Origin of the sequence: Sulfurospirillum cavolei (assembly GCF_001548055.1) — a bacterium.
Lineage (GTDB): Bacteria > Campylobacterota > Campylobacteria > Campylobacterales > Sulfurospirillaceae > Sulfurospirillum.
On sequence record NZ_AP014724.1, the window covers coordinates 1,197,449 to 1,222,756 of the forward strand.

Genomic DNA, 25,308 nt, shown 5'->3' on the forward strand with positions numbered 1-25,308 from the left:
CTACCTCAATGCTTTTTTCATTTTAAGGTAAGCAATCCATTGATCGATTCCTTTACCCGATTTGCTATCGATTTCGATGACGTCGACTTTCGGGTTGAGTTTGCGTGCCTCACGAATCGCTTTTTCGATGCTAAAGTCAAAATACGGCAATAAATCGCATTTTGTGATTAAAAAAAGATCGGCGTTTTTAAACATAACGGGGTATTTTGCCGGTTTGTCGTCGCCTTCGGGTACGGAGAGTAAGACGACGTTTAAATGCGATCCGACGTCGTAGCTAGCGGGGCAAACGAGATTACCCACGTTTTCGATAAAAACGACGTCCAACCCTTCAACGGGAAGATGATGCAAAGCGTCATGGACCATAAAAGCATCGAGATGACAAGCTTGTCCGGTCGTAATTTGATACGCGGGAGCTCCTTTGGCAACGATACGATCGGCGTCTTGATTGGTTTCCAAATCGCCTTCGATCACGCCGAGTTTGATCTCTTTCGCATCGATCGTCGCTTCCAAAAGCGTGGTCTTTCCGCTACCCGGACTGCTCATTAAATTGATCGCCAAAATACCGTGTTCTTCGAAATGCGCTCGATTGTGTGCCGCTTGCGTATCGTTGGCGTCTAAAATTTTCGTAATGACCGAAATCGTTTTGGCGTCGTTGAGTTGCGGATTGGCATGTAAATGTTCGTGTTTGTGCTCATGATCGTGAGAATGGGGATGGTCGTGATCGTGATGATCGTCGTGCGTATGCGCGTGGCTATGTTCGTGTCCGTCATGGCTGTGAGTATGCTCATGTGCGGACCATTGTGTCGGCGTGATGGAACAACCGCAATCTTTACACATAGAATATCCTTTTGAGTTTTTAGGAGATTATAGACAAATTCTTTAAATAGGAGCTAAAAAAAGAATTTTCTTAGTTGTTTTCAGGAAAAATATCGTTATGAAATCTTCCGGAAATCTTTCCTGTCTTTTTTGCGGTGCATCGAAACTTTACCGTGTGAGCAAAACGCAATACCGCTGTGCGACATGTAAGCAGACGTGGAGTGCTCAAAAAGCTCATAAAGAAACTTTAATCATCGAGGCTTTCGTTGAGGGTTTAAGCATTAACGCAGCATCCTCTTTCTTGCAATTAAACTACGCAACCGTTCAAAAACGTTATGCGAGTTACCGCTCGTTTCTTGTTCAAAAAAGCGAAGTACGGTATCAAAGTGCGGCTCTGTTTAGCGAATACGACGAATATTATTATTTACCGACTTCCAAAAAAGGAAATCCCCGTTATATTTTCGATGCCATCGGTATTTTAGGAATGCTCTGCGATAAAGGCGTTTACACGCTTTTATTGCCCGATCACTTTGAGTCTTTAAAACAAAACAGTTGTGCTCTTGAAGAAAAAGAGGCTTACGCAAAATATCTTCAACACCATAAGATTGCACGTTTAGAAAGTTTCGATAGTCGATTGAGCCGTTTTTGGATTTTTTTAGAGACGTTTATGCACCGTTTTAAAGGCGTCGATCATACCAATTTTATCTACTATCTCAAAGAAGCGGAGTTTAGATTTAACCACACGAAAGAAGAGCAACGCCAAATATTAGGGCAAATAAACACATATAAGTATCGATACGTAGAAAACAGCAAAAAATAAATGAAGTGATCGTGCCATCATTGTGACACTCTTGTGACACCGACAAAGTTTAAGGTTTAGAATGTCGATTTGAAGGGGATTGAGGTGGTACCTGAGGCCGGACTCGAACCGGCACATGTCTCCATACTAGATTTTGAGTCTAGCGCGTCTACCAATTTCACCACTCAGGCACATTGAATTAAGAGTTCGAATTATACAAGAAAAAACTTAAATAACCGTAAAATCATAAAAAAGGTTCACTCCAGACGCCGTGTATACTTGGCTGAGATTGTTTTTCTGAAAGTAGCGACGCACTTAAAAGCCGAGGAGTCGACTTTTGGGATTGCCTTTTTGAGGATTGATACCCAGTGCCATACTTTCATACACCGCTTCGGATTTAAGGCCGTATTCGACTCGGTGTAGCTCGCTTTTTTCGTTGTACGCCATGCAGATGGGGACGGAGCGAATGTTAAAAAGCTCATGGATACGAGGGGCTTCGTCAAGATTACATGTCAAAAAATCCACATGTAACACAAGGTTTTGTTCTACGCGCTTTACTCTTGCGTCGGCGATCTTGCATTGAGAACAGTGTGCAGTGTGTAAAAGCAGTAAAAAAGCGCGATGAGGTTGGCTCAGGCGTTCTAAAAGTTCGGTTTCGTTTAGGGCTTGCATTATTTTAAAAGATGCCCTACTCTTTTGACGTAGTAAACGCTCGCAAACGGCACGAAAAAATCCTTACATGTAAGGCTATCGACAACCGCATCGCATTCGCCCGTGTAGACTTCGATCGTGATACCTTTGGCGACGAGCATGTGCAGTTTGGTTTCGTCCCATACGTAATTTAATAGCTCATTGAGTTCTTCAATCGAGCCTTGATGAAGATAGGGCGTCACATCAAACGTCGAAGGATAGACGGTGTTTTGCATAAAATTTTGGGTATAACTCTCGCTATTCTTAGCAAAAAAGAGGGTTTGAAGCTTTTTAAATTTCGCGTCTTTGTGTTGAAAAAACGCGGGAGAAAAGAGTTGCAACGTGTCGATACGCGTTTGACATGTCAGGGCATATTCAAACGCTTTGATAGCTCCGTAGCTAAATCCTGCGACCGTGAAGTCGTTTTGAATGAGGTAAGGCTCAAAAAGAGCCTCTTCGCCTTGAAAGCAAAAACCGCTAAAGAACGTCATCGATGATGACTTTTAACTCATTGCGAGAGATGCTTTCGTGCGTGTACAAGGTGTCGCTCACTTTGTCCAAAATACTATGCATTCCCTCTAAAAAACGTTCCAACTCTTTTTGGGCGGTTTCCAAAATCATCAGCACGTCGTTCTCGTTCGGCAAAAGTTTTTCGCCCATACCGTAAACTTCGACCATTTCTCTGGCGATTTCCAAAGCGCGGTTGAGGTCTTCGGTCGCATTGGTGTATTTTTCATTGTAGGCAAGCTCCGTAGCGACCATTCCGGCAAGATAGACTTTCAATTTGCTGAGCATCTGTGTTTTGGACTCAATTTCACGGTCCATATCTTTAATGCGGTCGTTGACGATCGTCACTTTGTCGAAATCGATTTCAAACCAATACGCGCACACCGCTTTGGCGGCTTGATAGCGTGCTTGAATTTTTTTCTCTTCGTTGGAAAAACTGAGGACTTTCTTTTTTCCTAAAAGCACTTTTTGACGTACGGCGATAAAATCGCTCGTTTCAAGTGTTTGCGAACTTCTGCGAAGTGCGTTGATCGCAGCTTCGTTGACCCATGTCGCAAGGGCTGCTCCGCTAAAACCCACGCTCATATTGGCAAGTTCTTCAAGGTTGATATCGCTTGGTTTATTGCGCAAGTAGGTTTTTAAAATCTCCGTTCGATCGTGTTTATCGGGAAGCGAAATAAAAATGCGTCGATCGAAGCGTCCCGAGCGAAGCAATGCTTCGTCGATCACTTCGATTTTATTAGTTGCGGCAATGACGATCACGCCGCTACTGTCTTCAAAACCGTCCATTTCGGTTAAGAGCTGATTGAGCGTCGCTTCTCTTTCGTCGTTACGTAATCCTCCTCTGGCTTTACCTACCGCATCGATTTCGTCGATAAAGATGATAGAAGGCGCATGTGCTTTGGCTTGCGAAAAAAGCTCCTTAACCCTTTTGGCTCCCATGCCGACGTAGATTTGCACGAATGTTGCACCGCTTTGGTAAAAAAACGGTACGCTTGCCTCTCCCGCAACGGCTTTGGCGATCATCGTCTTACCTACGCCAGGAGGTCCGACTAAGAGCACGCCTTTGGGAAGCGAAATGCCGTAGCGTTTGTATTTGGCGGGATTTTTTAAAAAATCGACGATCTCTTCGAGCTCTTCTTTGACGTCTTGAATGCCCGCGACGTCTTTAAAACTCACCTGTGCGCGTACCGGACGAATGACGTTGCCTAAAAACGGATCGTAAGAGGCGTACGCTTTTTGAGCGTTTTCTTGTTCTTTTTTGGCATCTTCGGCGCGTTTTTTTCGTGCAAACAGCAAGAGTGCCAACAGCCCTCCTAAGAGCAAAACGATAATCAGCATATCGTCGATGAACGCATTGTTACGGGCGACTTCGACCGGAACTTTTTGGAGCAGTTCGCTCATATCGATACCGTCTTTAATAATCACGAATTGGTCGTTGATGCCGTATAAAAAGACTTCGTCGTTTTCGACTTTGGCTTTTTGAATCGCGCCGGAATTTAAAAGCGCGTTGTACGTCGGTAAATCGATGATTTTCGGCGTAATGCGTATATAGCCGAAAGCAAGTAAAACGATAAAAATGCTTAACGCCATAAACGACAGCATCAGTTTTTGCGACTTAAAAATTTGCATGATTGCACTCCCCTAAAATCTCGTACGATGTGACGTTGACCCACTCTTTCAGGACGTCGCGTTCACTTTGCAGGGTTACTTTATTGAAAAATTGATCGTAACCGATAAAAAGACCGTCTTTATACTCTTCAACCAAAACATCTAAAGCGACATGTCGGCGTGCTTGACGAAACGCGATATTTTTTGCGTGAACCAACGCTTCGATTTGCTTAAGGCGTTCTTTGGCGATATCGCCTTTGATTTCGGGTTTCATTAATGCAGACGGCGTTCCGTCGCGTTTGGAGTAGGTAAAAGCGTGCAGGTGCGTTAGCGGAAATTTTTCTAAAGTGTGATACGCCTCTTGCCAAATTGCATCGCTTTCCCCCGGATGCCCCGTGATAAAATCGGTTCCGAGCGCAAAGCCTTGTTCGCTCAGTTCGCAGAAAAGTTCCAAATCGCGCATAACGCGGTTGCGCCTTCGCATCAGCTCTAACATCGTCTCGGAAGTGTGTTGCAACGCAATATGCAAGTGTCGCTCCAACCACGGTTCGCGTAAGATTTCGCGAAAACTCTCGTCAATTTGGATCGGCTCGATGCTGCCTAAGCGGATACGGCGCACGCCGCGAATAGCACCTAATCGCTGAACGAGTTTTCCTAGTGAGCTTCCTTTATCTTTACCGTAACTTCCGATATTCGTTCCCGTTAAGACGAATTCGCCGTATCCGTTGAGGGCTAACTTTCGTACTTGCTCGACGATGGTGTTTTCATCTTGACTGCGCGCATTTCCGCGAACGAAAGGAATAATACAATAAGCACACCTGAAGTTGCACCCTTCTTGGATTTTGATAAATGCTTTGGTTTTGCCCGTATATTCGTGTACGATGGTCTCATCCAGCGAGGTTAGATCGCCGATTTCGAAAAACGGACGGTCGTATTTTAAAAGCGTGTTGATATGCGCTTTTTCCGAATGCCCCATGACGCCGAAGACTTTTTTTTGCGCGAAAAGACTTTCGCCTTTGCTCATTGCGCCGCATCCGGCGACGATTACTTTTTTGCCTTCTTTTGAGACGTGATTGATATAGCTTCGCACCCCGCTGTCCGCGCCGTTGGTGACCGTACACGAGTTCACGACGACGATATCGGCGGCATGTTCGTCTTCCGTTAGCTCAAAATCGTGTAAATTTTCCATCATGACTTGGGTATCGTAGATGTTGGTACGGCACCCGAACGTTTTAAAATAGACTTTTTTCATCTACGCTCTTTGGCGATTCGTGCGTCGGCATCGGTTTGTCCTGACGCGCAAGATTGACGTTTTGCGTTCGGTAAGCGATCGTAATATCCTCTTCTTTGTTATACGCATCGATGATTTCGCAGCCGATCGTACCGCGAAGTGCCATTGCCGCGTATGAATTGGTCATATACCAGCAGTTGACGCAAAAGCCTTGTTCTTCGACAAACGCAAAGATTCGCGGCTCGACGTTGGTGTTTTTAAGGCTATACTGGTTGCGCAATAAATTGAGTTGCGTACGCGCGATGTCGGTGTAGCCTTTGGCATATTTTTTCGTAATTTCGCGCGCGATATGCACGGCTTTTTTGTGATTGGAATCAAACGTGATATAGATATAGATACCATCCCAAACGGTACGCATCGTTCCGTGGGTGTAGTTGGAAATGACCGAGGTAAAAACCAAGTTGTTCGGCACGAAAAAGATACGACCGGAACGGATATTTTCTTTATAGCTGGTAAGCGTAATGTCTTCCAAAACCGTCATACGAAGAAGCGAAATATCGATAATATCGCCGACGTAAGGCAGTCCGTCTTTTTGAATCTTAATACGATCGCCGACGTGAAAACTTCCGCCGAAAACGATGACCATCCAGCCCAAGATGCTCATAAACCAGTCTTTCATAGCAATCGCGATACCCGCGGACGCAAATCCTAAAACGGTGACCAGGTACGAAACGTTTTCGATGTAGGAAAAGAGTAAAATCAACAGAATCAACGTGACGTTCACAAAATTGATGATCTTATTGGCGGTATAAAAACGTTCGTTGTCCTTGACGTAGCGTTTGGCGATAAATTTCAATAAAAACGTCACGACGATAACGACGATAATAAAAATACCGATGTTAAAAGCGCGCTTCATCTGTACGGTAATGTCTTGCGTTACCCGAATCGTCGCTTCTTCGACTTTTTTCACGTAAAGCGAGTAGCTCGTGCGTGCGATCTCTTGCGCGGAGGTAAAGGCGTTCAGCTCTTTTTGCGCTTCGTATAAGGCATCTTCATTCGTAATCATCGGCTCAATTTCGTACAAGGTCGCTAAAAGCGTCTCTTTTTCTTTGAGTTTTTCGACCAAAAAGTCCAAACGTTCCAAGCGCGCTTTGTAGTCCAAACTCTCTTGTTTGATTTTTTTGATGTACGAGAGTGCCGAAAGAATCGCAAACGGGTTGGTCACTTTCGTGTAACTTTCCACGTCCGCCGCATCGACGAGTTTGCTAAAAGGCGAATTTTTAAACTCTTGTAAAAGCTCGATCTGCTTTTCCAAAGACTCTTGTTTGGTTAAGAGTTTTTCGTATTTTTCCAAAGAGGCTTTGTCTTTGGTATTTTTAAATTTTTTCACTTCGGCATCGACGGTGGAGAGCTCTTCTAAAAGTTTTTGGTACGTCAGGTAATTGCCGTAGCGTTTAAACCATAGATTGTCTTTGACCGCTTCGTCGATGAGGGCAATTTTTTGATGTAAGGCATCGATTTTGATGCCATCTTCGAGTTTAGACGTAGCGTTTACGTCGGCAAACAAAAACGTACATGTTAAAAAAAAGCAACACAGTGTTTTAAACATGATCGCCCTTTAACGCACGCAGAACCGTTTCTTTGGGAATATCGTTACGCATCGCGTAGTTCCCGATACCTTGGGGTAAAATAAATTTGATCGTATCGTTCGCGCTTTTTTTATCTAAGAAAAACGCTTCGTAAAACGCTTCCGAAGAAGGAACGTCGTAGTGCGTCGGTAGGTCGTAACGGCTTAAAAGCGTTTGAATGCGAAGCGCGTCTTCTTGGCTTAAAAGATCCAGACTTTTGGCGAGTGTATTAGCCATAACCATACCGATTGCTACGGCTTCTCCGTGTAAATAAACGCTGTAAGCGGTTTGGTTTTCGATGACATGTGCAAACGTATGACCGTAGTTCAGTACGGCACGAACGCCTTGTTCGGTTTCGTCTTGCGCAACGACGCGTGCTTTAATAGCGATGCTTTTGCGAATCGCTTCGGCAAGATTTTGGTCGACATGTAAGTCGTGCGTTTCGAGCCATGCAAAAAATTCACGATCGAACGTCACCGCCATTTTGACGACTTCGGCGACGCCTGCGGCAAATTCGCGGTTCGGAAGCGTCTTTAAAAAAGAGCTTTCACAGTACACCGCGCGTGGTTGCCAAAACGTTCCGATCAGGTTTTTGCCGTAATCGTTGTTGATACCCGTTTTCCCGCCTACGCTTGCATCCACTTGTGCCAAAAGCGTGGTCGGAATTTGAATAAAGTCGATACCTCGTTGATAAATCGAAGCGGCAAAGCCCGTCATATCGCCGATCACGCCGCCGCCGAAGGCGATCAAAAGCGATTTGCGATCGAGTCGGTGTTCAAAGCAGGCGTTTAAAATGCAATGAAGGCTTTCAAAATTTTTATACTGTTCTCCGTCCGGTAAAATAACCGTGTGCAAGGTTTTGACATGTAAGCGTGTTTTGATGGTTTCAAGGTGCAAAGCGGCGACGGTCGTATTGGTCACGATCATGACTTTCGTATCGAAGCAAAGCGTTTGCAGTTCGTCGATGAAGACGGTGTAATCTTTCGAAGAAGCGGTTGAGTTAAAAACGACGTTGACGTGCATATTTGATCCAAATTTTTTATTTTATAGTATCTCAAAAAGGCATTAATTTGTATTAACCGGAATAAAAAGTTGATAATTATCCGCCAATTTAAAGTGCAGTTTATCCATATCGGTTGAAAAAATAGAGAGCATATTGGACTCTAAAATTTTATGGCTAAAAGGGAGAAATTGCAAAATATTGTCTCTGTTTTTTAGCTTAAAAAGAGGATTTTTTTCGCTTTGAATCATATCGACTTCACGACCGAAAATTTTGGAAAGGTTTTCAAAATGCTCGATTAAGCTATTTTTCGCTTCGGGATGATCGGGATTGTAAGTATAAAGCTTGATTTCCAATGCGAGTTGCGTCGCGACGTCGAAAATTACGGAGGATTCTTGTTCGATTTCATGCGCGTCGTTGCTGAGGACGACGCCTTGATTGAGGCTTGAAAAACCGCGTTTGCCCATTTTGAAAACGGGAAGTTTGGTTTTGTAGAGTGCTTTACGGTTGTGTTGAAAGAAACGATTCATCGTGACGATCAGTCCGATGTCCATCGTTTCGGTATCCGCGCGGAGAACTTTACGCGGATTGGTCTCGTAATAATCGATCATCACGTTAATATGCGTGCTATGGTAACTTTTGATTTTGTCCAACGACTTGCAGTACGTCGGATGAATCACTTTGATATGCAATTTGTTACTATTGAGCTTAGAGTGCAACAACAAGGCGTCGTTGAGCAGAGATTCCATCTCTTTATCGTTCATCTCGAGCATATCGACCAAGCAGTAGATACTGCTTCCAAACGGTGATGGAAACTGCCCGAGCTCGCGTTTGATACTTCGAAAAACGCTTTGAAGCACTTTAGGATCGCCGACTAAGAGAATGAGATCGTTGGGTAAAAGCATCAACGTCGGTCGCGGAAGTAACAAAGCGTTGGCGCGATAGACCGCGGCGATTTTCCATTTGCTTTGCTCGATGGACGCTAGATGGCGGTATGCATACGAGCTTCCGACCGGAATGGAGACTTCCATAATTTCGCCGATACCCAAACCGATATTTTGTGCCATAATGGGCATATTGGGGAGATGATCGGTAAAACGTGAAGCTAAAATTTCTCTGGAATTGACCATAAAAAGACGTTTGTCTTCCAGTTGAAGACCCCAACGGTCCATCAAAACGATGCGTACTTTATTATCGATACGTCGAATATTTTTGTACGTCGCCGTAACGTCCATTTCGTTGGAGAGTAAAATCATAATTTGAAAGAATTGTTCGTTTAAAACGACGGCCAACTTTTCGTAGCTGGTCGGGTCAAACTCGAAAAATTTAAAATTTTCGGGGCGACGTTTGGGCAGCGTCTCTTCTTTGTACGTGATAATCGTATAGCTATTTTCGCCGGCTTCGGTTTCCATAACCTTTTCTAAAAATTGTTTTGCTAGAATGCCATCAGCGATGATAAGGATTTTTTTCATACGAGCTCCCAAAATAATAAGCACCGAAGGTGCGTGGGCACTCCGTCTTGGAGAACCCAGTGTTAACGTAGCTTTTAGAGCTTAGCTTTAAAAGCGTGTTAAAGATAAAAAAGCACCGAAAGGTGCGTGGGCGTTGCGTCTGGCAAAACCCAGTGTTAACGTAGCTTTTAGAGCTTAGCTTTAAAAGCGTACTATAATGAGAGGATATTATAACGGATATGAAATTTCAGATAGATAAAACCGACGGAAATGCGCGCGCATGTACGATTCAAACGGCGCATAGCACGATTCAAACGCCTATCTTTATGCCGGTCGGAACGGTCGGAAGCGTGAAAAGTTTGGACGCGAAAGACGTGATGGAAGAAGTCGGAGCGAAGATTATTTTAGGCAATACCTACCACTTGTATTTGCGCCCCGGAGACGAAACGATTCGTCATTTCGGAGGACTGCACGGCTTTACGAAGTTTCCGTATAGCTTTTTGACCGATAGCGGCGGCTTTCAAGCCTTTAGCCTCAGCGACATTTCCAAAGCCGATCAAAACGGCATTACGTTTAAAAGCCACATCGACGGCTCGACGCACTATTTTACGCCCGAGAAAGTCTTGGACATTCAGTACAACTTCAATTCCGACATTATGATGATTTTGGACGACCTTGTAGCCCTTCCCGCTACCAAAGAGCGTATTGCGCTTTCGATTCAACGAACGACGGATTGGGCGAAACGGGCTATTGCGTATCATCTGCGCAAAAAGGCCGAAGGAATCGGCACGCATCAAAATATTTTTGCGATCATTCAAGGCGGTACCGATCAAGAGTTTCGCCGCATCAGCGCAAACGAATTATGCGAGCTTCCTTTTGACGGTTTTGCCATCGGAGGGCTTAGCGTGGGAGAAGCCAACCGCGAAATGTACGATACGGTCGAATTCGTAACACCGCTGATGCCGACACATAAGCCGCGGTATTTGATGGGCGTGGGGACACCCGAGGATTTGGTCGAAAACGTCGAGCGCGGCGTGGATATGTTTGATTGCGTTATGCCGACCCGCAATGCGCGAAACGGCTCTTTATTTACCTCTTTCGGGAAAATCAGCATTAAAAATGCCAAGTTCGCTTTGGACGAAAATCCGATCGATCCCGAGTGCGACTGTTTGACATGTAAGCACTATTCAAGAGGCTACTTGCACCATTTGTATCGTGCAAAAGAGTTAACGTATTTTCGGTTGGCTTCGATTCATAACCTGCATTATTATTTACATTTGATGGCACAAATGCGCGAAGCGATCTTACAAGGCTCATTTGCGGCATTCAAAGCCGAGTTTTATCGCAAAAGAGGCAACTAAAATGCATGACGATGCGGCGGTTTAAGATGCAAACCCTTTACGAAACAATCGATCGTTTTTACCTCTTAGACATCAAAAATCCGACGCATCCGTCGATGTTCGTCGAAGAAGCGGCGTACGATATTTTGATTGTGACGCTTCCGCATAAAGACAAAGAGCTCATCGTGAATGCCCATGCTTTTGTCTTCGACGATCGGCATTATTACCGTTACGATTCCGTGCAAAGCGTTTTTTTGGAGCTTACTTCGATGGAAGAAGTGTATGTGTATCTCAACGAAAAGACGAACGAAACGATGAAACTTGTCGCTTCGATTCACGAGAGTATCGATTGGATGGAAGAGCGGCTTTACGAAAACAAACCGTTTACGGCATTTATGCATTATTGGTTAACGTATAAAAAAGATTTAGCGCGCATCGTGCGTCTTTTAACGTTGGCGACGGAAGTTTTGGAAACGTTCGTTCAACGTTATATCCAAGAAGAAGGCTTTTTGGCAACGCATTTTAACGATATTCACGAGCATTTAAGCCGTACCAATCGTTCTGCGTTATTGGCCATCGATAAACTGGGAAACCTGTACACCTTTTACACCAGTCGCAACAACGAGCGTATGAACAAAACGATCTATTTTTTAACGATTTTATCGGCGATTTTCTTACCGCTGAATTTGGTGGTCGGTTATTTTGGGATGAACACGCAAAATTTACCTTTTTCGACGATCGCTTCGGGATCGGAAAAGGTAACGGTTTTGCTGGGGCTTTGTGCCGGAGTGATGATCGGGCTGATCTTTTACTTACGTCGGAAATTATAAGCAGACGAGCTTTAGGATTCTTGCGAAGTCTCTTTAAGGTGTTTTTTCGGATAGTCGAAAAAGAGGATATGTCCGCTCTCTTCGGTGATCTCGTGAAAATGTTCGACGTCGAAACGAAGGCAAACGATCGCACACGTCGGGATATTGCTTAAAATTGCGCCGCTAAGGCGTTCGCCGACTTCGGTAATGGTTGGGTTATGTCCGATGATGAACACGTCGTTGCAGTGATCGTCGATGGATTGAATTAACGAAAGATAGGTTTCAAAGGTACTGTCGTAAAGTTTTTTCGTATAGATAATCTTCTTTTTGTTAAATTCGACGGCTTTGGCAAGCTCTTTTGCCGTCTTTTCCGAACGTTTGGCAGGGCTTGCGTAAATTGCGCAGGGCAAAACGTCGAACATCTTCAAACGTTTGCCCATAAAAAGAACGTCGCGCTTGCCTCTTGCGTTTAAAGGTCTTATAAAATCATCGAGCGTTTCGTCTTTCCAGCTGGATTTGGCATGGCGTATTAAATAAATTTTTTTCATTGTTTACCTCACACTTGGTACGTCATTATAACATCGTAATATGATATTAATATAAAAAATTCTGCGTGACCCATTGGCGTACCAAGCGTCGGGTAACCGCAAAAAAAGGTAATTCGCTTCGCAAGAAGATTTCCATTTTTTTGAGCGCGTAGGTGTCTAATTGCATCTCGTACGCGAGCGTGTTGAGCATTAAAAGCATTTGGGCTTTGGAGGTCGTATCAAAAGGTTCATCGCCCTCTTCGTTAAAATAGCGCTTTTCATCGTATAGTTTGGGGTCGGATACGTAATCCAATTGTAAAAAATCGTCGTCAAGAGACTGAAGGTTCATGCATCACTCCTTTAGGCATCAGAAACGTTAAACAAAATGAAATCGTTGCCAAAAAAGCTCCGATCAAAAAAACGGCGGAGACGGAATAGGTCCAAATAATGCCTAAACTAAAAGGCAATAAAACCGCCGAAATATGGTTGATCGTAAATCCGATACTCGACGTAACGGCAATATCGCGGGCATCGGCAATTTTTTGAAAATAGGTTTTAAGCGCGATCGCGATCGTAAAAAAGAGATTGTCGATCACGTAAAGCCCTACCGCCATTTCAAGGGATTGTACCATAGCATATAGGACAAAAATGAGCACGATGGAGCCGTATTCGATTTTGAGCGAAAGATTTTCGCCGAAACGTTCGATGAGTTTTCCGACGTAAGGAGCGCAGAGCATATTTAAAACCGTGTTGACGATGAGTAAAAGAAGCATATTTTGGACGCTGAAATGAAAGCGTTCCACGAGCAAAAATCCCGCAAAAACGACCACGATTTGGCGTCTGGCTCCGGCTAAAAAGGTCAAAACGTAAAAAATCCAATATTTTCGACGTAAAAAAAGTTTGTTCTCTTGGATGACGTCGTCTTTAAAATGCGGAAAAACCCTCCACGCAAACAATGCGGCGGCAACGGTGATCGCACCGCTTAAAGCGTAAATCGCCGTATAACCGACGTTAGCGTATTGCATCAAAACGTATAAAAGTGCCAAGATACCTAAACCTATAAACGACCGGAGGGAAGAGAGTTTTCCTAAAAACGACGGTGCTTTGTTTTTGTCGATCCACTGTAAACTTAACGAGCTGTGTAAGGTTTCAAGATAATGAAATCCTACGGACATCACGATCGTCGTGACGTAAAGTCCGACGGCGGAGGGGAAAAAGCCCGTGAGCATCGTACCGATTCCTAACAAGGCCAATGAAAGATATGCCGCGCTTTGCTGGCGCAAAAAGATGAGAACAAAGACGATCGTAAATGCCAAAAGGCCGGGAACTTCGCGCAGACTCTGGAGTAAGCCGATCTTTTCGCCGTCGAAACGAACGACTTCTACGGCAAAATTGTTGAGCAAAGAGTTCCATGCGCTAAAGGCGACGGGAACGGCGGCGGCTAAAAGGTACAAAAGCCCCTCGCGTGAGGCGAGAAAAGGCGTTTTAACGTTCATAATTGAGACGATAGCCGACGCCGCCTTGGTTTTCGATGGCTTCTTCGGGTAATTTTTTACGCAAGCGTTTAATGAGGGCTCGTATGTTTTCGGTCGTCGTGAGTTCTCCGCCCCAAACGTACTGCTCAATACGCTCGAAGGTGATATTTTTATCCAGATTTTTTGCAAAAAGATTGAGCAGTAAAATCTCTTTTTTCGCCAGTTTTACCTCTTCGCCTCGGTTATCGAGCAATCTTTCATGCTCAACGCAATAGCTAAAGTTTTGGGCAAGGCGAATCGTATGGGCTTTGGGTTTGCACAGACGTTCGATTTTGGTTTCCAATTCGTACATGTAAAACGGCTTTTTGAGGTATTCGTCGCATCCTTTGCAGTAGGCTTCTTGAATCGTTTCGAGTTCGACGTTTGCGCTGATAATAATGGCGGGAGTTTCGCCGTCCATGCTGCGTATTTCTTTCAAAAGAGATAATCCGTCGATGCCCGGAACGTTAATATCCAAGATATAACAGTCGTATCCGTTGTCGATTGCTTCAAGTGCTTTTTTGCCGTTATCGAAAAGATCGACGCGGTATTTTTTATCTTCGAACGCTTCAACGATGACGTTTGCCAAACGCTCGTTATCTTCGAGTACCAAGATTTTCATACGCTTCCTTTGTATTTTTGAACAACAATGCACAAGCGTGCGCCCTGCTCTTTTTGTTCCGCATAAATTTTTCCGCCCATTTTATCTTCGATAATCAGGCGCGCCATGTATAAACCAAAACCGTCACCGTGTTCTTTGGTGCTCATAAACGGGTTGAAGATCGTCTCCAACGTCTCTTGTTCGATTCCGCAACCGTCGTCTTCGATCGTGAGGTAAATCGACGTTTCGTCGCTTTGGAGCGTAATCAAAATCACGCCTTCGGTCGATACGGCTTCTCTTCGCTTTAGAATACTATCTTTTGCATTATTAACGATATTTAAAATACATTGTTTAAATTCGTTAGGGTAGCCGAACGCTAAGAGTTTTTCCTGACATAAATCGTGAATCGTAATCGTAATGTAATTGTATTTAAGATTATGGTTAACGACTTCAAGCATTGTTTCGACGGCGTCTTTGACGTCAAAGGCACTTTGTCGGGTCGAGGGTTTGATGAACTGTCTAAAGTCGTCGATGGTGCGTGACATGTACTTAACTTGCGTCATAATGTCGTCGACGAATTTTTGCGTATCGGCTTCGTCAAGCACTTTTTTACGGCGTTTATAGATCAACTCTTGCGCAATCGCCGAAATTTCGACCAGCGGCGTTTTCCATTGATGCGCAATACTGGCGATCATTTCGCCGACTTCGGATTGTTTCGAGCGTTGCACGACAAATTGTTCGTGGCGTTTGTGCTCGGTGTCGATCTTTTTCTTTTCGGTAATGTCGGTCATAATGGTCACCACGCCGGCTTCGAGGTTTTTTTCGTCGGTATAGTAAGTGCGCCTAATCGCAAAGGTTTTTTTCTCATGATGCGGAAATTGGATTTCGATTTCGGTGCTGTTAGGATTATTGAGCGGCACGTTTTGGATCTGATCGCAGATAGAGGGCATCACTTCTTGAATGTTACGTCCGACGATGTCCCATTTATCCCTGCCTACAATTTCGCATAAGAGCTCGTTACACCCTAAAACGGTTCCGTCGTTGGCTTTCCAAAAAATGGCACTTTGGATGTTATTCAAAAGAACGTAGTCAAGCTTGCTTTGCCTGAGTTGCTCTTTCTCCAAAGAGATACGTTTGATAATGTTTAAGACAAGAATCGTCGTGAGCAAAAGGAGCAAAGGCATCAAAGTAAAGGCGTTCTCGACGAATTTTTGGTGCTTTTCGTAGAAACTTTCCACGCCGTTAATCACGACGGAAGGACTTGGGATGTCGCTTGTCGAAAGACCGAATTTTTTCAGTACGAGGTTATCGAAAAAATAGTTATTCGAAGGCGTGCTGACGGGAAGAGAGCTGATTTTTTTGCCGGAGATAATCTCAAAAGCCCTTTTAGCCGCCAAATAGCCCTGCTCGTAAGGATCGACCATATACCCTCCGATGACGCCCTCTCCGACATGAATACGGTTGAGTGCAAATACGGGGTATTTGGAACGTTGGAAAAAAGATTGTAAGCGATGATAGGGAATATAGTTTCCGTACATGTCACGGTAAAAACTGGTAAATAAGATGACGCTGTGTTTGGGTAATTTATCGATTTTTTCGTCAATGGTCTTAAAATCGATTTTATTGTCGAAAACGATGCGTACTTTATCTTGAAAGTGGCTCGACTCTTCGACGATTTGATCTTTAATCATCAAGGAAGAGTAGGCATCGTCACTGATAATATAGACCATTTTCGTTGCGGGGAAAAGGGTTTGGATGAGCTCTAAGTTTTTGCGTATATCTTTATACTCAACAATACCGGTGACGTATTGTTTGAGATACGGCGTAATGTCTTTGGGATTGAAATTTTCGACGCCGCAAAAGACGATCGGCGTATTGGGAAACAATTCACGATGGTATTTGAGGGCAAACTCGTAGGCGTAGTTATCGGCCGCAATAATTGCTTTATAGGTGCGATCGCGAAATTTTTTGCGGTAAAGATCCAACAGTTCATCGAAGTAGTTTTGCGATTCGATTTTTTTACTGTCCATATATTGGGTCGTTAGTTCGTACTCGGGATGTTTTTTCATGACGTCCTCGACGCCGCTTGAAATTCCGTCGGTCCATTTCAGCCCTTTATTGTAGGAATGGAGCAATAAAATTTCGTTGCCGAATAAAAAAGAGCTATAAAAAAACAATCCAATTATTATTTTTAAGATATTCATAAGTTTCCAGCTATTTTTTTTACCATTTTAGCAAAAAAGTCTCATTTATATCTCTTTTCTACGCCTATAATTACGTCAGTCTTACTTATGAGATGTTGAGTAAAAATTATTTAATGGAGGTTTTACATGTCAAAACAAGCCATTTCAATGCTGATTCCGGTATTGGTAATGTTGGTTGTTTGGTTTCTTCCGGCACCTGAAGGTTTAAGTGCAAATGCTTGGCACTTTATGGCTATTTTCTTGGGTGTCGTCGTAGGTCTCGTTTTAGAGCCCGTTCCGGCTGCTCTTGTGGGTCTCGTAGGCGTATGTTTGGTTGCCCTTATGGGGATTATCGATCCAAAGCCCGCCGAAGGTATCAAATGGGCACTTTCCGGTTTCTCTAACTCTATTATTTGGTTAATCTTTGCAGCTTTTATGTTCGCGGCAGGTTATCAAAAAACGGGACTCGGAAAGAGAATTTCTCTTATTATGGTTAAGTTTATGGGTAAAAGCTCGCTAGGGCTTGGCTATGCGGTAGCGTTTGCCGACCTTTTACTGGCTCCGTTTATGCCTTCCAACACGGCAAGAAGCGGCGGTACGATTTTCCCTATCGCGATTAACATTCCTCAAATCTTCAACTCTCTTCCCGATAACGAGCCGCGCAAACTCGGTTCATACATTACGTGGGTAGCGATGGCGGCGACATGCGTTACGAGTTCAATGTTCCTAACGGCACTTGCTCCAAACCTACTAGCCGTCGACTTGATCGCAAAAAGTGCTAAAGTCACCATTGAATGGGGTGCTTGGGCAAAAGTGATGATTCCTTTGATGTTACCGCTTTTCCTTTTAACTCCGTTGTTGGCGTATATCGTTTATCCTCCGACACAAAAACAATCTCCCGAAGCACCGATTTGGGCGGCAAACGAGCTTAAAAAAATGGGTTCGATTACGTTTAAAGAGATCATGATGTTGCTCTTTGCGGTTCTTGCGCTTGTCCTTTGGATTTTCGGTAAAGAATTGAGCGTCGACGCTACGACTGCGGCTGTTTCCATCGTTGCTTTAATGGTTCTTTGCAAAGTTATCTCTTGGGAAGACGTTATCGGTAACAAAGGCGCTTGGAACGTTCTTGTATGGTTCTCCACGTTGGTTGCACTTGCAGGCGGTTTGGGTAAAGTCGGTATTTTAAAATGGATCGGAACGATGGCGGAAAGTTCTTTAACGGGTCTTTCTCCGATGGCGTTAATGATCTCGATGATTATCGTATTTTTCATTCTTCACTATTTCTTTGCGAGCGTTACGGCACACGTTTCCGCGTTGGTTCCGGTTTTCGCATTGATCGCCGTTAAATTTATCGCGCCGGATCAATTGCCTGCGTTTATGATTTTACTTGCCGGCTCACTCGGTATCATGGGTATCATCACTCCGTACGGTACGGGTCCTTCTCCGATTTGGTATGGTGCAGGTTATATCTCTCAAGCCAGATGGTGGGCTTTGGGTGCACTTTTTGCCGTGATCTACCTTGCCGTCTTGTTAGTAGGTGTTTTCCTTTTCGTCTAACACATTAAAAGTACGCAACCCCGAAGTAATTCGGGGTGTGCATTTTTACGAATCTTTACATGTAAGGATTCGTAGAGGTGCCCTCCTTTTAAATGTAAACTCAAACTAGCACCTCTACTTTACTTTTTAGGTACAATAGAATTGATTAAATGGTTTGTGCAAGCGATTTGATCAGTTCTATTCAAAATCAAACTTTTTCGGAGATGAAAAATGAGAGAGATTAAGTACGAAGATATCGTCAAGAGCGTAAAGGATATGATCCTTTACAGTGCGACAAATTTGCCTAAAGATGCTTATAAAGCATTGCAAAGTGCCTACGACACGGAAAAAAGTGAAGTGTGTAGACAAGTTTTGAAGCAAATTTTAGAGAATGCAGATATTGCCGCGAATGAAGCGCGACCGCTTTGTCAAGACACCGGATTGGCCGTCTTTTTCGTCAAAGTCGGCGAAGACGTCAAAGTCGTCGGAGGCAGCTTGAAAAAAGCGATCAACGAAGGAACGGAGCAAGGCTATAAAGAGGGTTATTTACGTGCTTCTACCTGTCATTGGGATACGCGCGCAAACCTTAAAGACGAAGTCGGCTACAACCTTCCGGCGATCATTCACTTCGATCTTGTCGAAGGCGATAAAATCGACATCGAATACGCAGCTAAAGGCGGCGGTTCCGAGAACGTCTCTCGCGCAACCGTATTTCCTCCCGCAAAAGGCAGAAAAGGTATTATCGAATACGTTAAACAAGTAATCTCCGATGCAGGTCCAAACCCGTGCCCTCCGCTTACGGTCGGTGTCGGTATCGGCGGTACGTTTGAAAAAGCCGTTATCTCTTCGAAACATGCGCTTTTTAGAGAATTGGGCAGTAAAAATCCCGATCCGGTACTCGAATCTATGGAAGAAGAGTTGATGCATCTTCTCAATAACTTGGGTATCGGTGCTATGGGTATGGGCGGTACGCAAACGGTACTGGGCGTTCATATCGAAAAAAATCCTTGCCATATCGCAAGTTTACCCGTGAGCGTCAACGTTCAATGCCACAGCTCACGCCATATGCACATTACGCTATAAGAAGGAATTACAATGAGCAAAACTTATCATTTAACGGCACCGCTTAGCGAAGCAGACGTCATTCAACTTAAAGCAGGCGATATTGTTTATTTAACGGGCGTTGTTTACACGGCACGCGATGCGGCACATAAAAAATTGGTGGATCTTTTAGATGCGGGTCAAGCCCTTCCTTTCGATATGAACGGTGCGGTTATCTATTTCGTCGGACCGACTCCTCCCAAACCGGGCGATCCGATCGGAAGTGCAGGTCCTACAACTTCATACAGAATGGACTCTTATTCACCGCGCTTGATCAACGAGCAAGGGCTTAAAGGGATGATCGGAAAAGGTAAACGTAACCAAGACGTCATCGATGCATGTGTTAAATCCAAAGCGATTTATTTCGGTGCGACCGGCGGTGCGGGTGCTCTTCTTGCTCGTCAAATCAAAAAAGCGGAAGTTATCGCCTATCCTGAATTGGGACCTGAAGCAATTCGCAGACTCGAAGTCGTCGATTTTCCTTTAACCGTTATTAACGACACGTTTGGAGCCGATCTTTACAAAATGGGTCGCGCTCAATACGAAGTTTTCGAATAAACCCCTCTTCTTTACCTAATCACTTGCAAGAGGTACGCTTAAACGTGCCTCTTGTTTGAACGCTTCACGCTTTCAATTATACGCTTTCAATTATACGCTTTCAATTATACGCTTTCAATTATACGCTTTCGTTGCCTTTTTGATCTCGAAAATAAGCTCTTTTTGGCGGTTATACATGTAGCGAAGCAGATAGTCGTCATAGGGTTTTGGAAGCTTGTCAAGCATCACGACGATCTTAGTAAATTCGTCTTTTTGTAAAATGTAGGTTACTTTTGCCTCGATCTCCATGATGACGTATCCGTTGTCGCCCTCTTCGTTCGGAAGCGAAAAATTCAGACGGACTTTTTGGTTGAGCATCTCTTCTTCGCGAAACGATTTACTGACTTTCATCGCAATAGAATTCACGGAAATATCGATAATATCGCCTTGAGCGGAAGAACGATGGGCGTATTTGATGAGTACGGGAGTGCGAATGCTGGTTTGAACGCGCGTGTGTTGACGGTTGTTAGCACTGCTGGGCATAAATTTGAGGTTTCTAATGACGACGAAAGAACGCTTAATGTCGACCAACGAGACTTCCGCTTTGATGTCTTTGGGAAAATTGGGTGCTTGTAAAACCGTCTCTTTTTCGATCTGCATCGCATATCCTTGGAGGTTTTCGCAACTCATCTGATAACTGTCTTCCGTGATTTTGAGGATATAAGCGTGCGTATTGATGCACAAGCCTTTGTAGATATTTAACAGTTTGATCGGAATTTTGTTATTTACGCAATTGTGCATCAAATACCGAATCTGTTCTTGCTCTTCGATAACGTTTTCAAGGTATTCGAGCTCAAAATATTTGATCTTTTCAATATCTTGGGGCAAAAGCGTTTGGGTGTTAATCTTTTCGATATAGTCGATAACGACGTTCAAGTCGTCCGATTCGACGTGAAAGGCCGAAGAGAGAATGATCGGCGTGATTTTTTCGCTTGCCGTAGCGTAAATCAGCTCTTGTTGAAGGTGTTTTGTTTGTTCGCACGTATGCTCAAAAGTTCGATCTTCCCCCATCAAAATGTAAAGGTTCGGACTCCATTGAATCAACTCTTGATTCTCTTCTTTGAGCTGAAACAATTTAAGCATTAGATTTTTAAAAGCATCGTAAAGCGTGGTGCTTTTGAACGTTCGACTGAGTTTATCGAGGTTGGAAATATTGATAAAAACGAGCGAAACCGGCATTTTCGTAACGCTTTGTTGCGCAAGACGATCCTTAAGACGATCGATGAAATCAAAACGGTTTAAGACGGTTTGTGCGGGTTTGACGTCTTGGAGTTGATCGACGGGGATCAGCGTGATAATTTTTTCGTCGCTTTGATCAAACGCTTTGACGATACACGTATATTCCGCTTCTTTGTTGGAGGCGGTTTCGATGACGATGTTCCCTTGTACGTCTTCATGGCTGAGCAGAACCTCGCTTAATTCGACGTCTTCGTGAACCTTCGCTTCGATTTCCAAAAGATCGTTTGTTTCGTAAATTCTTTTTGCCTGTGCATTGGCATAGGTTAATTGAGCATTTTGAAAGACGAGAAACGGGAAAAAATGTTCGATCTTTTTTTCCAGTTCGATTTTTTGGTACATGTAGAGTTTATCGTCGAGTTTATTGGGATTTTTGGTAAAGATCGAGGCTAAAAGCGTCGCTTCGTTGTTGAGCGGTAAAACATCGGTAACGCCGAAGTGCAAAGCAAATTTCAGTAAGAGCCGATTTTCGACGTCTTGAGCGAAAAGATACGCGACGACGGGTTTGTACTGCGTAAAAATCCCGAGCAGGCGTTTGAGCTTCTCTTTGGAACTTTCGCCCAATTCGATAAAAAGAATGTCGTTGCGATCACGATACGATAATAAGTCTAGATCGTAAGACGAAAACGTTGCATGAGGGATTAGAGCGGATTCAAGCATGCTTAAACGTTTTTCGCCGAAGTAAAGGTGCGCGATACTCAAATAGCGCGTTTCAAATAAAAATTGCTCTAAGACCACTGCTTTCCTCACAATCTTAATGATGTCAATTCTACCAAAATTCATCGAAAATTCAATCATAAATGACTACAATAGATGCATCTTTTCAAAGGACATGGGTATGATGTACTATTTAGCCGTCGAAGGCAAACAAAAATTAAGCGGTTCGGTAACGATTTCAGGAGCAAAAAATGCCGCGTTGCCGTTGCTGGCATTAACGCTTCTTTCCAAACGAAAAATTAAAATATCCAATATCCCCGAAGTTGCCGACGTCAAAACGCTTTTACAACTGCTTGCCAATTTGGGTGCAACCTATGCGTTTGTTCAAAAAAACGTCGTAGACGTAGATGCGACGAGTGTCAATTCGGCGTGCGCCAATTACGACATTGTCCGCAAAATGCGCGCGTCTATTTTGACGCTTGGCCCTTTACTTGCGCGTTTCGGGCATTGCGAAGTCTCCTTGCCCGGAGGTTGCGCTATCGGTCAGCGTCCGATCGATTTGCATTTAAAAGCTTTAGAACGAATGGGTGCGGAAATCGAGATTAAACAAGGGTATGTTTTGGCTAAAGCTCCCAAAGGATTGAAGGGTGCGACGATCGTTTTCGATAAAGTGACGGTAACGGGTAGTGAAAATATCATTATGGCGGCGGCATTGGCGCATGGAACGACGATGCTCGTTAACGTGGCAAAAGAGCCTGAAGTCGTGCAATTATGCGAAGTCCTACGCGACGCGGGTGTGACGATCGAAGGCGTGGGAAGCTCTAAACTCATCATCGAAGGAAGCGGGGGTAAATTGCTCAATATCCCCGATTTTCGAGTCATTCCCGATCGTATCGAAGCGGGAACGTATTTGTGCGCCGGGGCGATTACCAAGTCCAAAATAACGCTCAAAAACGTCAACCCGAAGCATTTGGAAGCGGTAATTTTGAAACTGAAGCAGATGGGCTTTGAGATTGACGAAACGGAAGAGTCGTTGACAATTCACCCGAATGAAAAAATGATCGCATGCGACATCGAAACTTCCGAATATCCAGGCTTTCCGACCGATTTGCAAGCACAATTTATGGCGTTGTGTACGCAGGCAAAAGGAACGAGCTTGATCGATGAACGGTTGTTTGAAAACCGTTTTATGCATGTGAGCGAACTCGCTCGTATGGGAGCCAATATTAAGCTCAAAGGTCACACCGCAACGGTCGAGGGAAAAATGAAACTCAATGCCGCGGATGTTATGGCAACCGACTTACGGGCAAGTTCGGCGTTAATTTTAGCCGCGCTCGTTGCCGAGGGTACGACGAAAATCCATCGTATTTACCATTTAGATCGCGGGTACGAAGATTTAGAGGGAAAATTTTCAAGACTCGGCGCCAATATCGAACGATTAGAGGAGTAAATTATGGCAAAGCAAAGCAGTATCGATTTTTTAAGTGCCGTTGAAAAAAGCCTTTCTTTGGCGACGCAAACGCCGCATGCCGAATGGGTCAGTATCTTTCAGGCTCTAGGACGTACCTTGGCACACGACATTACATGTCAAAAAAATCTTCCTTCGTATAACAATGCCGCTTTAGACGGTTTTGCATTTCGTTTCGATAGTTTGAGTGAAAAAATGCGTATCAAACGAACGATTTTAGCCGGTGAAGTCGTGTCGGAATGTTTAGACGAACACGAATGTTATAAGATTATGACCGGAGCCAAAGTGCCCGACGATGCGGATACGATCATCCCGTTTGAAGAGTGTTTTGTTGAAGGCGACATGTGGATGAAGCCCCGCGCTAAAGTCGTCAAAGGCAATGCGTTGCGTCAAAAAGGCGAAGAAGCCGCTTTGGGTTCTTTGTTATTGAAAAAAGGTACGGTACTCACGTCTCGTGAAATGGCGGTTCTCGCTTCGCAAGGTATCAGCATGGTGTTGACGTATAAACAGCTGAATATTGCGGTTTTTTCAACCGGTAACGAGTTGAAAGCTCCGTGGGAAAGGGCCAATGAAGACGAAATTTACGATATTAACGCGCTTTCTTTGATTTCACTTTTGGAAGAACACGGCTTTAAAGCTTCGTATTGCGGCGTTATTCCCGATAATTTAAGAACGGCGACGCGCTATTTTGCGGCGATGAAACATTACGACGTTTTGGTTACGAGCGGCGGCGTGAGTATGGGCGAGGCGGACTTTGTCGAGCGTGCGCTCAAAGCCAACGGTTTTGAGGCAGTTTTTAACGGAATCAATATCAAACCCGGAAAGCCGACGATGATGGGTATTATGGATCACACGATTATCGCGTCGATGCCGGGAAATCCTTTGGCGGCATATGTTAACGCGTTTGTTTTTTTAATTCCTTTGCTCAAAAAGCTTCAAGGGCAGACGAATTTTTACCATACGCGACTGACCGCCGTCAATAAAACCTCTTTTACGATGAAATCCGGTCGCGTCAACTTTGTTTTAGGGTATCATAACGACGGCGTCTTTGAAGTGTACGGCAATAATAAATACGGATCGGGGATGGTTCGCCCTCTTCAAAATGCCAATGCGCTATGGATTAGCGATGAGACGGATTTACATGTCAATGCAGGAGATACGATTCGCATTACTTCACTTTTGTGAGATTAATTGTAAAAAATAATTTAATTTTCAGAAAAATAGTATAAAAAACTTGACCGTTTAACCTTTTTTTCGGTATATTGAACGAAAAATTTATCCAGAAAGATCTAAAGGCTTGGTAATGTTTAAGAATTTAAAGATTTCTACAAAACTTCTCGTCATCTCTCTCATAACGGTTTTAGGATTATCGCTGCTTTCGTATATCGGAATCAATGCTAGCTTGGTCGGTAAAAGTTCTTTGGAAACTATTTATGAAAAAAATGTGGTTCCCGATGCCGAAATTACGACCGCACGTACGACGTTTGAAATGATTTTAAACGATTTAATTCACGTCACCAGTGAATTTTTGCCGACGGGACAAGCCAGAGATCGCTTACCCAAAATCGAAACCGAAATGAATAGTTTTTTTGCTAAAGCCTTGAAGAGCGAATTTTACAACGATCCGACGCTCAAGCAAAATCTAAACGAAGCATACGAACGTTACTCTCAAAAGATCGCTCCGAAGCTTCAAAAAATTCATGCGCTTTACGTTAAAGATCACCGAGAAGACATCGGCGATATGGCGGTTGAGATCGAAGAGGATTGTCACTATATCAGTCAACGTTTTCACAATATCTCTTCATTTACCAATCAACGCGTCAAAGACATTAGCGTCGAAATCAGCGCGAAACTCAATCGCAATTTGTACATCGTCATTGCCGTTTCGGTTATTATTTTAGTCATTACGACGGGCTTGTTGTTTTCGATTAGCCGTTACATCGTCAAACGTATCGGTCGTATCGGAGAGCATTTGTCCGAAATTAGCAAAGATTTGGCGTTAAATC

At 43.9% G+C, this 25,308-nt stretch carries 22 protein-coding genes and 1 tRNA gene; 8 read left to right on the forward strand and 15 right to left on the reverse strand.

The annotated features are described in order from the left end of the window. A complete protein-coding gene (gene hypB, locus UCH003_RS06040; protein WP_039674880.1) occupies positions 1–837 on the reverse strand; it encodes a hydrogenase nickel incorporation protein HypB in 837 nt (278 codons plus the stop codon). Between the two features lie 97 nt (positions 838–934). Here hypB and UCH003_RS06045 point away from each other — a divergent pair, with 97 nt between their 5' ends. Further along, positions 935–1,636 (forward strand): hypothetical protein, encoded by a 702-nt coding sequence (locus UCH003_RS06045; RefSeq protein ID WP_060825814.1) that lies wholly within the window; start codon positions 935–937, stop codon positions 1,634–1,636. Between the two features lie 85 nt (positions 1,637–1,721). Here UCH003_RS06045 and UCH003_RS06050 read toward each other — a convergent pair. From UCH003_RS06050 to UCH003_RS06085, 8 genes are all read right to left on the reverse strand, one after another. Further along, positions 1,722–1,806: transfer RNA gene (locus UCH003_RS06050), tRNA-Leu, on the reverse strand. Positions 1,807–1,930: 124 nt separating this feature from the next. Beyond that, positions 1,931–2,287 carry a thioredoxin domain-containing protein gene (locus UCH003_RS06055; protein ID WP_060825815.1) on the reverse strand — a complete coding sequence of 119 codons (357 nt, stop codon included), beginning with the start codon at positions 2,285–2,287 and terminating at the stop codon, positions 1,931–1,933. Further along, positions 2,287–2,796, reverse strand: a complete 510-nt coding sequence (gene bioV / locus UCH003_RS06060; protein ID WP_060825816.1) for a pimelyl-ACP methyl ester esterase BioV — start codon at positions 2,794–2,796, stop codon at positions 2,287–2,289. The genes UCH003_RS06055 and bioV overlap by 1 nt, the downstream gene beginning before the upstream one ends. Beyond that, entirely contained in the window at positions 2,783–4,444 is a 1,662-nt protein-coding gene (locus UCH003_RS06065; protein WP_060825817.1) for an ATP-dependent metallopeptidase FtsH/Yme1/Tma family protein, read from the reverse strand. Before UCH003_RS06065 ends, bioV begins: the two co-directional genes overlap by 14 nt. Next, positions 4,431–5,675, reverse strand: coding sequence for a tRNA (N(6)-L-threonylcarbamoyladenosine(37)-C(2))-methylthiotransferase MtaB (gene mtaB / locus UCH003_RS06070; protein WP_060825818.1), 1,245 nt, complete (start codon positions 5,673–5,675; stop codon positions 4,431–4,433). Before mtaB ends, UCH003_RS06065 begins: the two co-directional genes overlap by 14 nt. Continuing rightward, complete coding sequence (locus tag UCH003_RS06075; protein ID WP_060825819.1) at positions 5,656–7,263, reverse strand: mechanosensitive ion channel domain-containing protein; 1,608 nt, start codon at positions 7,261–7,263, stop codon at positions 5,656–5,658. The genes mtaB and UCH003_RS06075 overlap by 20 nt, the downstream gene beginning before the upstream one ends. After that, positions 7,256–8,305 carry a 3-dehydroquinate synthase gene (aroB, locus tag UCH003_RS06080; RefSeq protein WP_060825820.1) on the reverse strand — a complete coding sequence of 350 codons (1,050 nt, stop codon included), beginning with the start codon at positions 8,303–8,305 and terminating at the stop codon, positions 7,256–7,258. Before aroB ends, UCH003_RS06075 begins: the two co-directional genes overlap by 8 nt. A 42-nt stretch (positions 8,306–8,347) precedes the next feature. Next, the gene (locus UCH003_RS06085) at positions 8,348–9,754 is read right to left on the reverse strand and encodes a COG3400 family protein (RefSeq protein WP_060826951.1); all 1,407 of its coding nucleotides are present in this window, start codon (positions 9,752–9,754) and stop codon (positions 8,348–8,350) included. A gap of 218 nt (positions 9,755–9,972) precedes the next feature. Here UCH003_RS06085 and tgt point away from each other — a divergent pair, with 218 nt between their 5' ends. After that, a complete protein-coding gene (gene tgt / locus UCH003_RS06090; RefSeq protein ID WP_060825821.1) occupies positions 9,973–11,094 on the forward strand; it encodes a tRNA guanosine(34) transglycosylase Tgt in 1,122 nt (373 codons plus the stop codon). A gap of 26 nt (positions 11,095–11,120) precedes the next feature. Continuing rightward, positions 11,121–11,903 (forward strand): CorA family divalent cation transporter, encoded by a 783-nt coding sequence (locus tag UCH003_RS06095; RefSeq protein ID WP_060825822.1) that lies wholly within the window; start codon positions 11,121–11,123, stop codon positions 11,901–11,903. Positions 11,904–11,914: 11 nt separating this feature from the next. Here the strand turns inward: UCH003_RS06095 and UCH003_RS06100 are convergent, their stop codons facing one another. Genes UCH003_RS06100 through UCH003_RS06120 form a run of 5 tightly spaced genes read right to left on the reverse strand, consistent with a single transcriptional unit; the run spans position 11,915 to position 16,659 of the window. After that, positions 11,915–12,430: a SixA phosphatase family protein gene (locus tag UCH003_RS06100; RefSeq protein ID WP_060825823.1), complete on the reverse strand. Its 516-nt coding sequence runs from the start codon at positions 12,428–12,430 to the stop codon at positions 11,915–11,917. A gap of 46 nt (positions 12,431–12,476) precedes the next feature. Next, on the reverse strand, positions 12,477–12,758 hold the full coding sequence (locus tag UCH003_RS06105) for a hypothetical protein (RefSeq protein ID WP_041961737.1): 282 nt from the start codon (positions 12,756–12,758) through the stop codon (positions 12,477–12,479). Continuing rightward, positions 12,739–13,905, reverse strand: coding sequence for an MFS transporter (locus UCH003_RS06110; RefSeq protein ID WP_060825824.1), 1,167 nt, complete (start codon positions 13,903–13,905; stop codon positions 12,739–12,741). The genes UCH003_RS06105 and UCH003_RS06110 overlap by 20 nt, the downstream gene beginning before the upstream one ends. Then, on the reverse strand, positions 13,895–14,545 hold the full coding sequence (locus UCH003_RS06115) for a response regulator transcription factor (RefSeq protein WP_041961739.1): 651 nt from the start codon (positions 14,543–14,545) through the stop codon (positions 13,895–13,897). The genes UCH003_RS06110 and UCH003_RS06115 overlap by 11 nt, the downstream gene beginning before the upstream one ends. Beyond that, positions 14,542–16,659, reverse strand: coding sequence for a sensor histidine kinase (locus UCH003_RS06120; protein ID WP_231964822.1), 2,118 nt, complete (start codon positions 16,657–16,659; stop codon positions 14,542–14,544). Before UCH003_RS06120 ends, UCH003_RS06115 begins: the two co-directional genes overlap by 4 nt. 195 nt (positions 16,660–16,854) lie before the next feature. On the opposite strand from UCH003_RS06120, the gene UCH003_RS06125 reads away from it, so the two are divergent. The 3 genes from UCH003_RS06125 to UCH003_RS06135 all read left to right on the forward strand — a co-directional run bounded on the left by UCH003_RS06125 (position 16,855) and on the right by UCH003_RS06135 (position 19,902). Beyond that, positions 16,855–18,264, forward strand: coding sequence for a DASS family sodium-coupled anion symporter (locus UCH003_RS06125; RefSeq protein ID WP_060825826.1), 1,410 nt, complete (start codon positions 16,855–16,857; stop codon positions 18,262–18,264). Positions 18,265–18,474: 210 nt separating this feature from the next. Next, on the forward strand, positions 18,475–19,326 hold the full coding sequence (locus UCH003_RS06130) for a fumarate hydratase (RefSeq protein ID WP_060825827.1): 852 nt from the start codon (positions 18,475–18,477) through the stop codon (positions 19,324–19,326). 12 nt (positions 19,327–19,338) lie between these two features. Then, on the forward strand, positions 19,339–19,902 hold the full coding sequence (locus UCH003_RS06135; protein WP_039674856.1) for a Fe-S-containing hydro-lyase: 564 nt from the start codon (positions 19,339–19,341) through the stop codon (positions 19,900–19,902). Between the two features lie 114 nt (positions 19,903–20,016). Here UCH003_RS06135 and UCH003_RS06140 read toward each other — a convergent pair whose 3' ends face one another. After that, positions 20,017–21,915: a PilZ domain-containing protein gene (locus tag UCH003_RS06140; protein WP_060825828.1), complete on the reverse strand. Its 1,899-nt coding sequence runs from the start codon at positions 21,913–21,915 to the stop codon at positions 20,017–20,019. Between the two features lie 100 nt (positions 21,916–22,015). On the opposite strand from UCH003_RS06140, the gene murA reads away from it, so the two are divergent. Together murA and UCH003_RS06150 are read left to right on the forward strand one after the other, a co-directional pair. After that, positions 22,016–23,284, forward strand: a complete 1,269-nt coding sequence (gene murA, locus UCH003_RS06145) for a UDP-N-acetylglucosamine 1-carboxyvinyltransferase (protein ID WP_039674854.1) — start codon at positions 22,016–22,018, stop codon at positions 23,282–23,284. 3 nt (positions 23,285–23,287) lie between these two features. Continuing rightward, the gene (locus tag UCH003_RS06150) at positions 23,288–24,487 is read left to right on the forward strand and encodes a molybdopterin molybdotransferase MoeA (RefSeq protein ID WP_060825829.1); all 1,200 of its coding nucleotides are present in this window, start codon (positions 23,288–23,290) and stop codon (positions 24,485–24,487) included. The last annotated feature ends 821 nt before the right edge of the window (positions 24,488–25,308 follow it).

Coding starts and splice junctions, on each gene's coding strand:
- hypB (WP_039674880.1), bottom strand. CDS start 837: ATGTGTAAAGATTGCGGTTGTTCCATCACGCCGACACAATGGTCCGCA.
- UCH003_RS06045 (WP_060825814.1), top strand. CDS start 935: ATGAAATCTTCCGGAAATCTTTCCTGTCTTTTTTGCGGTGCATCGAAA.
- UCH003_RS06055 (WP_060825815.1), bottom strand. CDS start 2,287: ATGCAAGCCCTAAACGAAACCGAACTTTTAGAACGCCTGAGCCAACCT.
- bioV (WP_060825816.1), bottom strand. CDS start 2,796: ATGACGTTCTTTAGCGGTTTTTGCTTTCAAGGCGAAGAGGCTCTTTTT.
- UCH003_RS06065 (WP_060825817.1), bottom strand. CDS start 4,444: ATGCAAATTTTTAAGTCGCAAAAACTGATGCTGTCGTTTATGGCGTTA.
- mtaB (WP_060825818.1), bottom strand. CDS start 5,675: ATGAAAAAAGTCTATTTTAAAACGTTCGGGTGCCGTACCAACATCTAC.
- UCH003_RS06075 (WP_060825819.1), bottom strand. CDS start 7,263: ATGTTTAAAACACTGTGTTGCTTTTTTTTAACATGTACGTTTTTGTTT.
- aroB (WP_060825820.1), bottom strand. CDS start 8,305: ATGCACGTCAACGTCGTTTTTAACTCAACCGCTTCTTCGAAAGATTAC.
- UCH003_RS06085 (WP_060826951.1), bottom strand. CDS start 9,754: ATGAAAAAAATCCTTATCATCGCTGATGGCATTCTAGCAAAACAATTT.
- tgt (WP_060825821.1), top strand. CDS start 9,973: ATGAAATTTCAGATAGATAAAACCGACGGAAATGCGCGCGCATGTACG.
- UCH003_RS06095 (WP_060825822.1), top strand. CDS start 11,121: ATGCAAACCCTTTACGAAACAATCGATCGTTTTTACCTCTTAGACATC.
- UCH003_RS06100 (WP_060825823.1), bottom strand. CDS start 12,430: ATGAAAAAAATTTATTTAATACGCCATGCCAAATCCAGCTGGAAAGAC.
- UCH003_RS06105 (WP_041961737.1), bottom strand. CDS start 12,758: ATGAACCTTCAGTCTCTTGACGACGATTTTTTACAATTGGATTACGTA.
- UCH003_RS06110 (WP_060825824.1), bottom strand. CDS start 13,905: ATGAACGTTAAAACGCCTTTTCTCGCCTCACGCGAGGGGCTTTTGTAC.
- UCH003_RS06115 (WP_041961739.1), bottom strand. CDS start 14,545: ATGAAAATCTTGGTACTCGAAGATAACGAGCGTTTGGCAAACGTCATC.
- UCH003_RS06125 (WP_060825826.1), top strand. CDS start 16,855: ATGTCAAAACAAGCCATTTCAATGCTGATTCCGGTATTGGTAATGTTG.
- UCH003_RS06130 (WP_060825827.1), top strand. CDS start 18,475: ATGAGAGAGATTAAGTACGAAGATATCGTCAAGAGCGTAAAGGATATG.
- UCH003_RS06135 (WP_039674856.1), top strand. CDS start 19,339: ATGAGCAAAACTTATCATTTAACGGCACCGCTTAGCGAAGCAGACGTC.
- murA (WP_039674854.1), top strand. CDS start 22,016: ATGATGTACTATTTAGCCGTCGAAGGCAAACAAAAATTAAGCGGTTCG.
- UCH003_RS06150 (WP_060825829.1), top strand. CDS start 23,288: ATGGCAAAGCAAAGCAGTATCGATTTTTTAAGTGCCGTTGAAAAAAGC.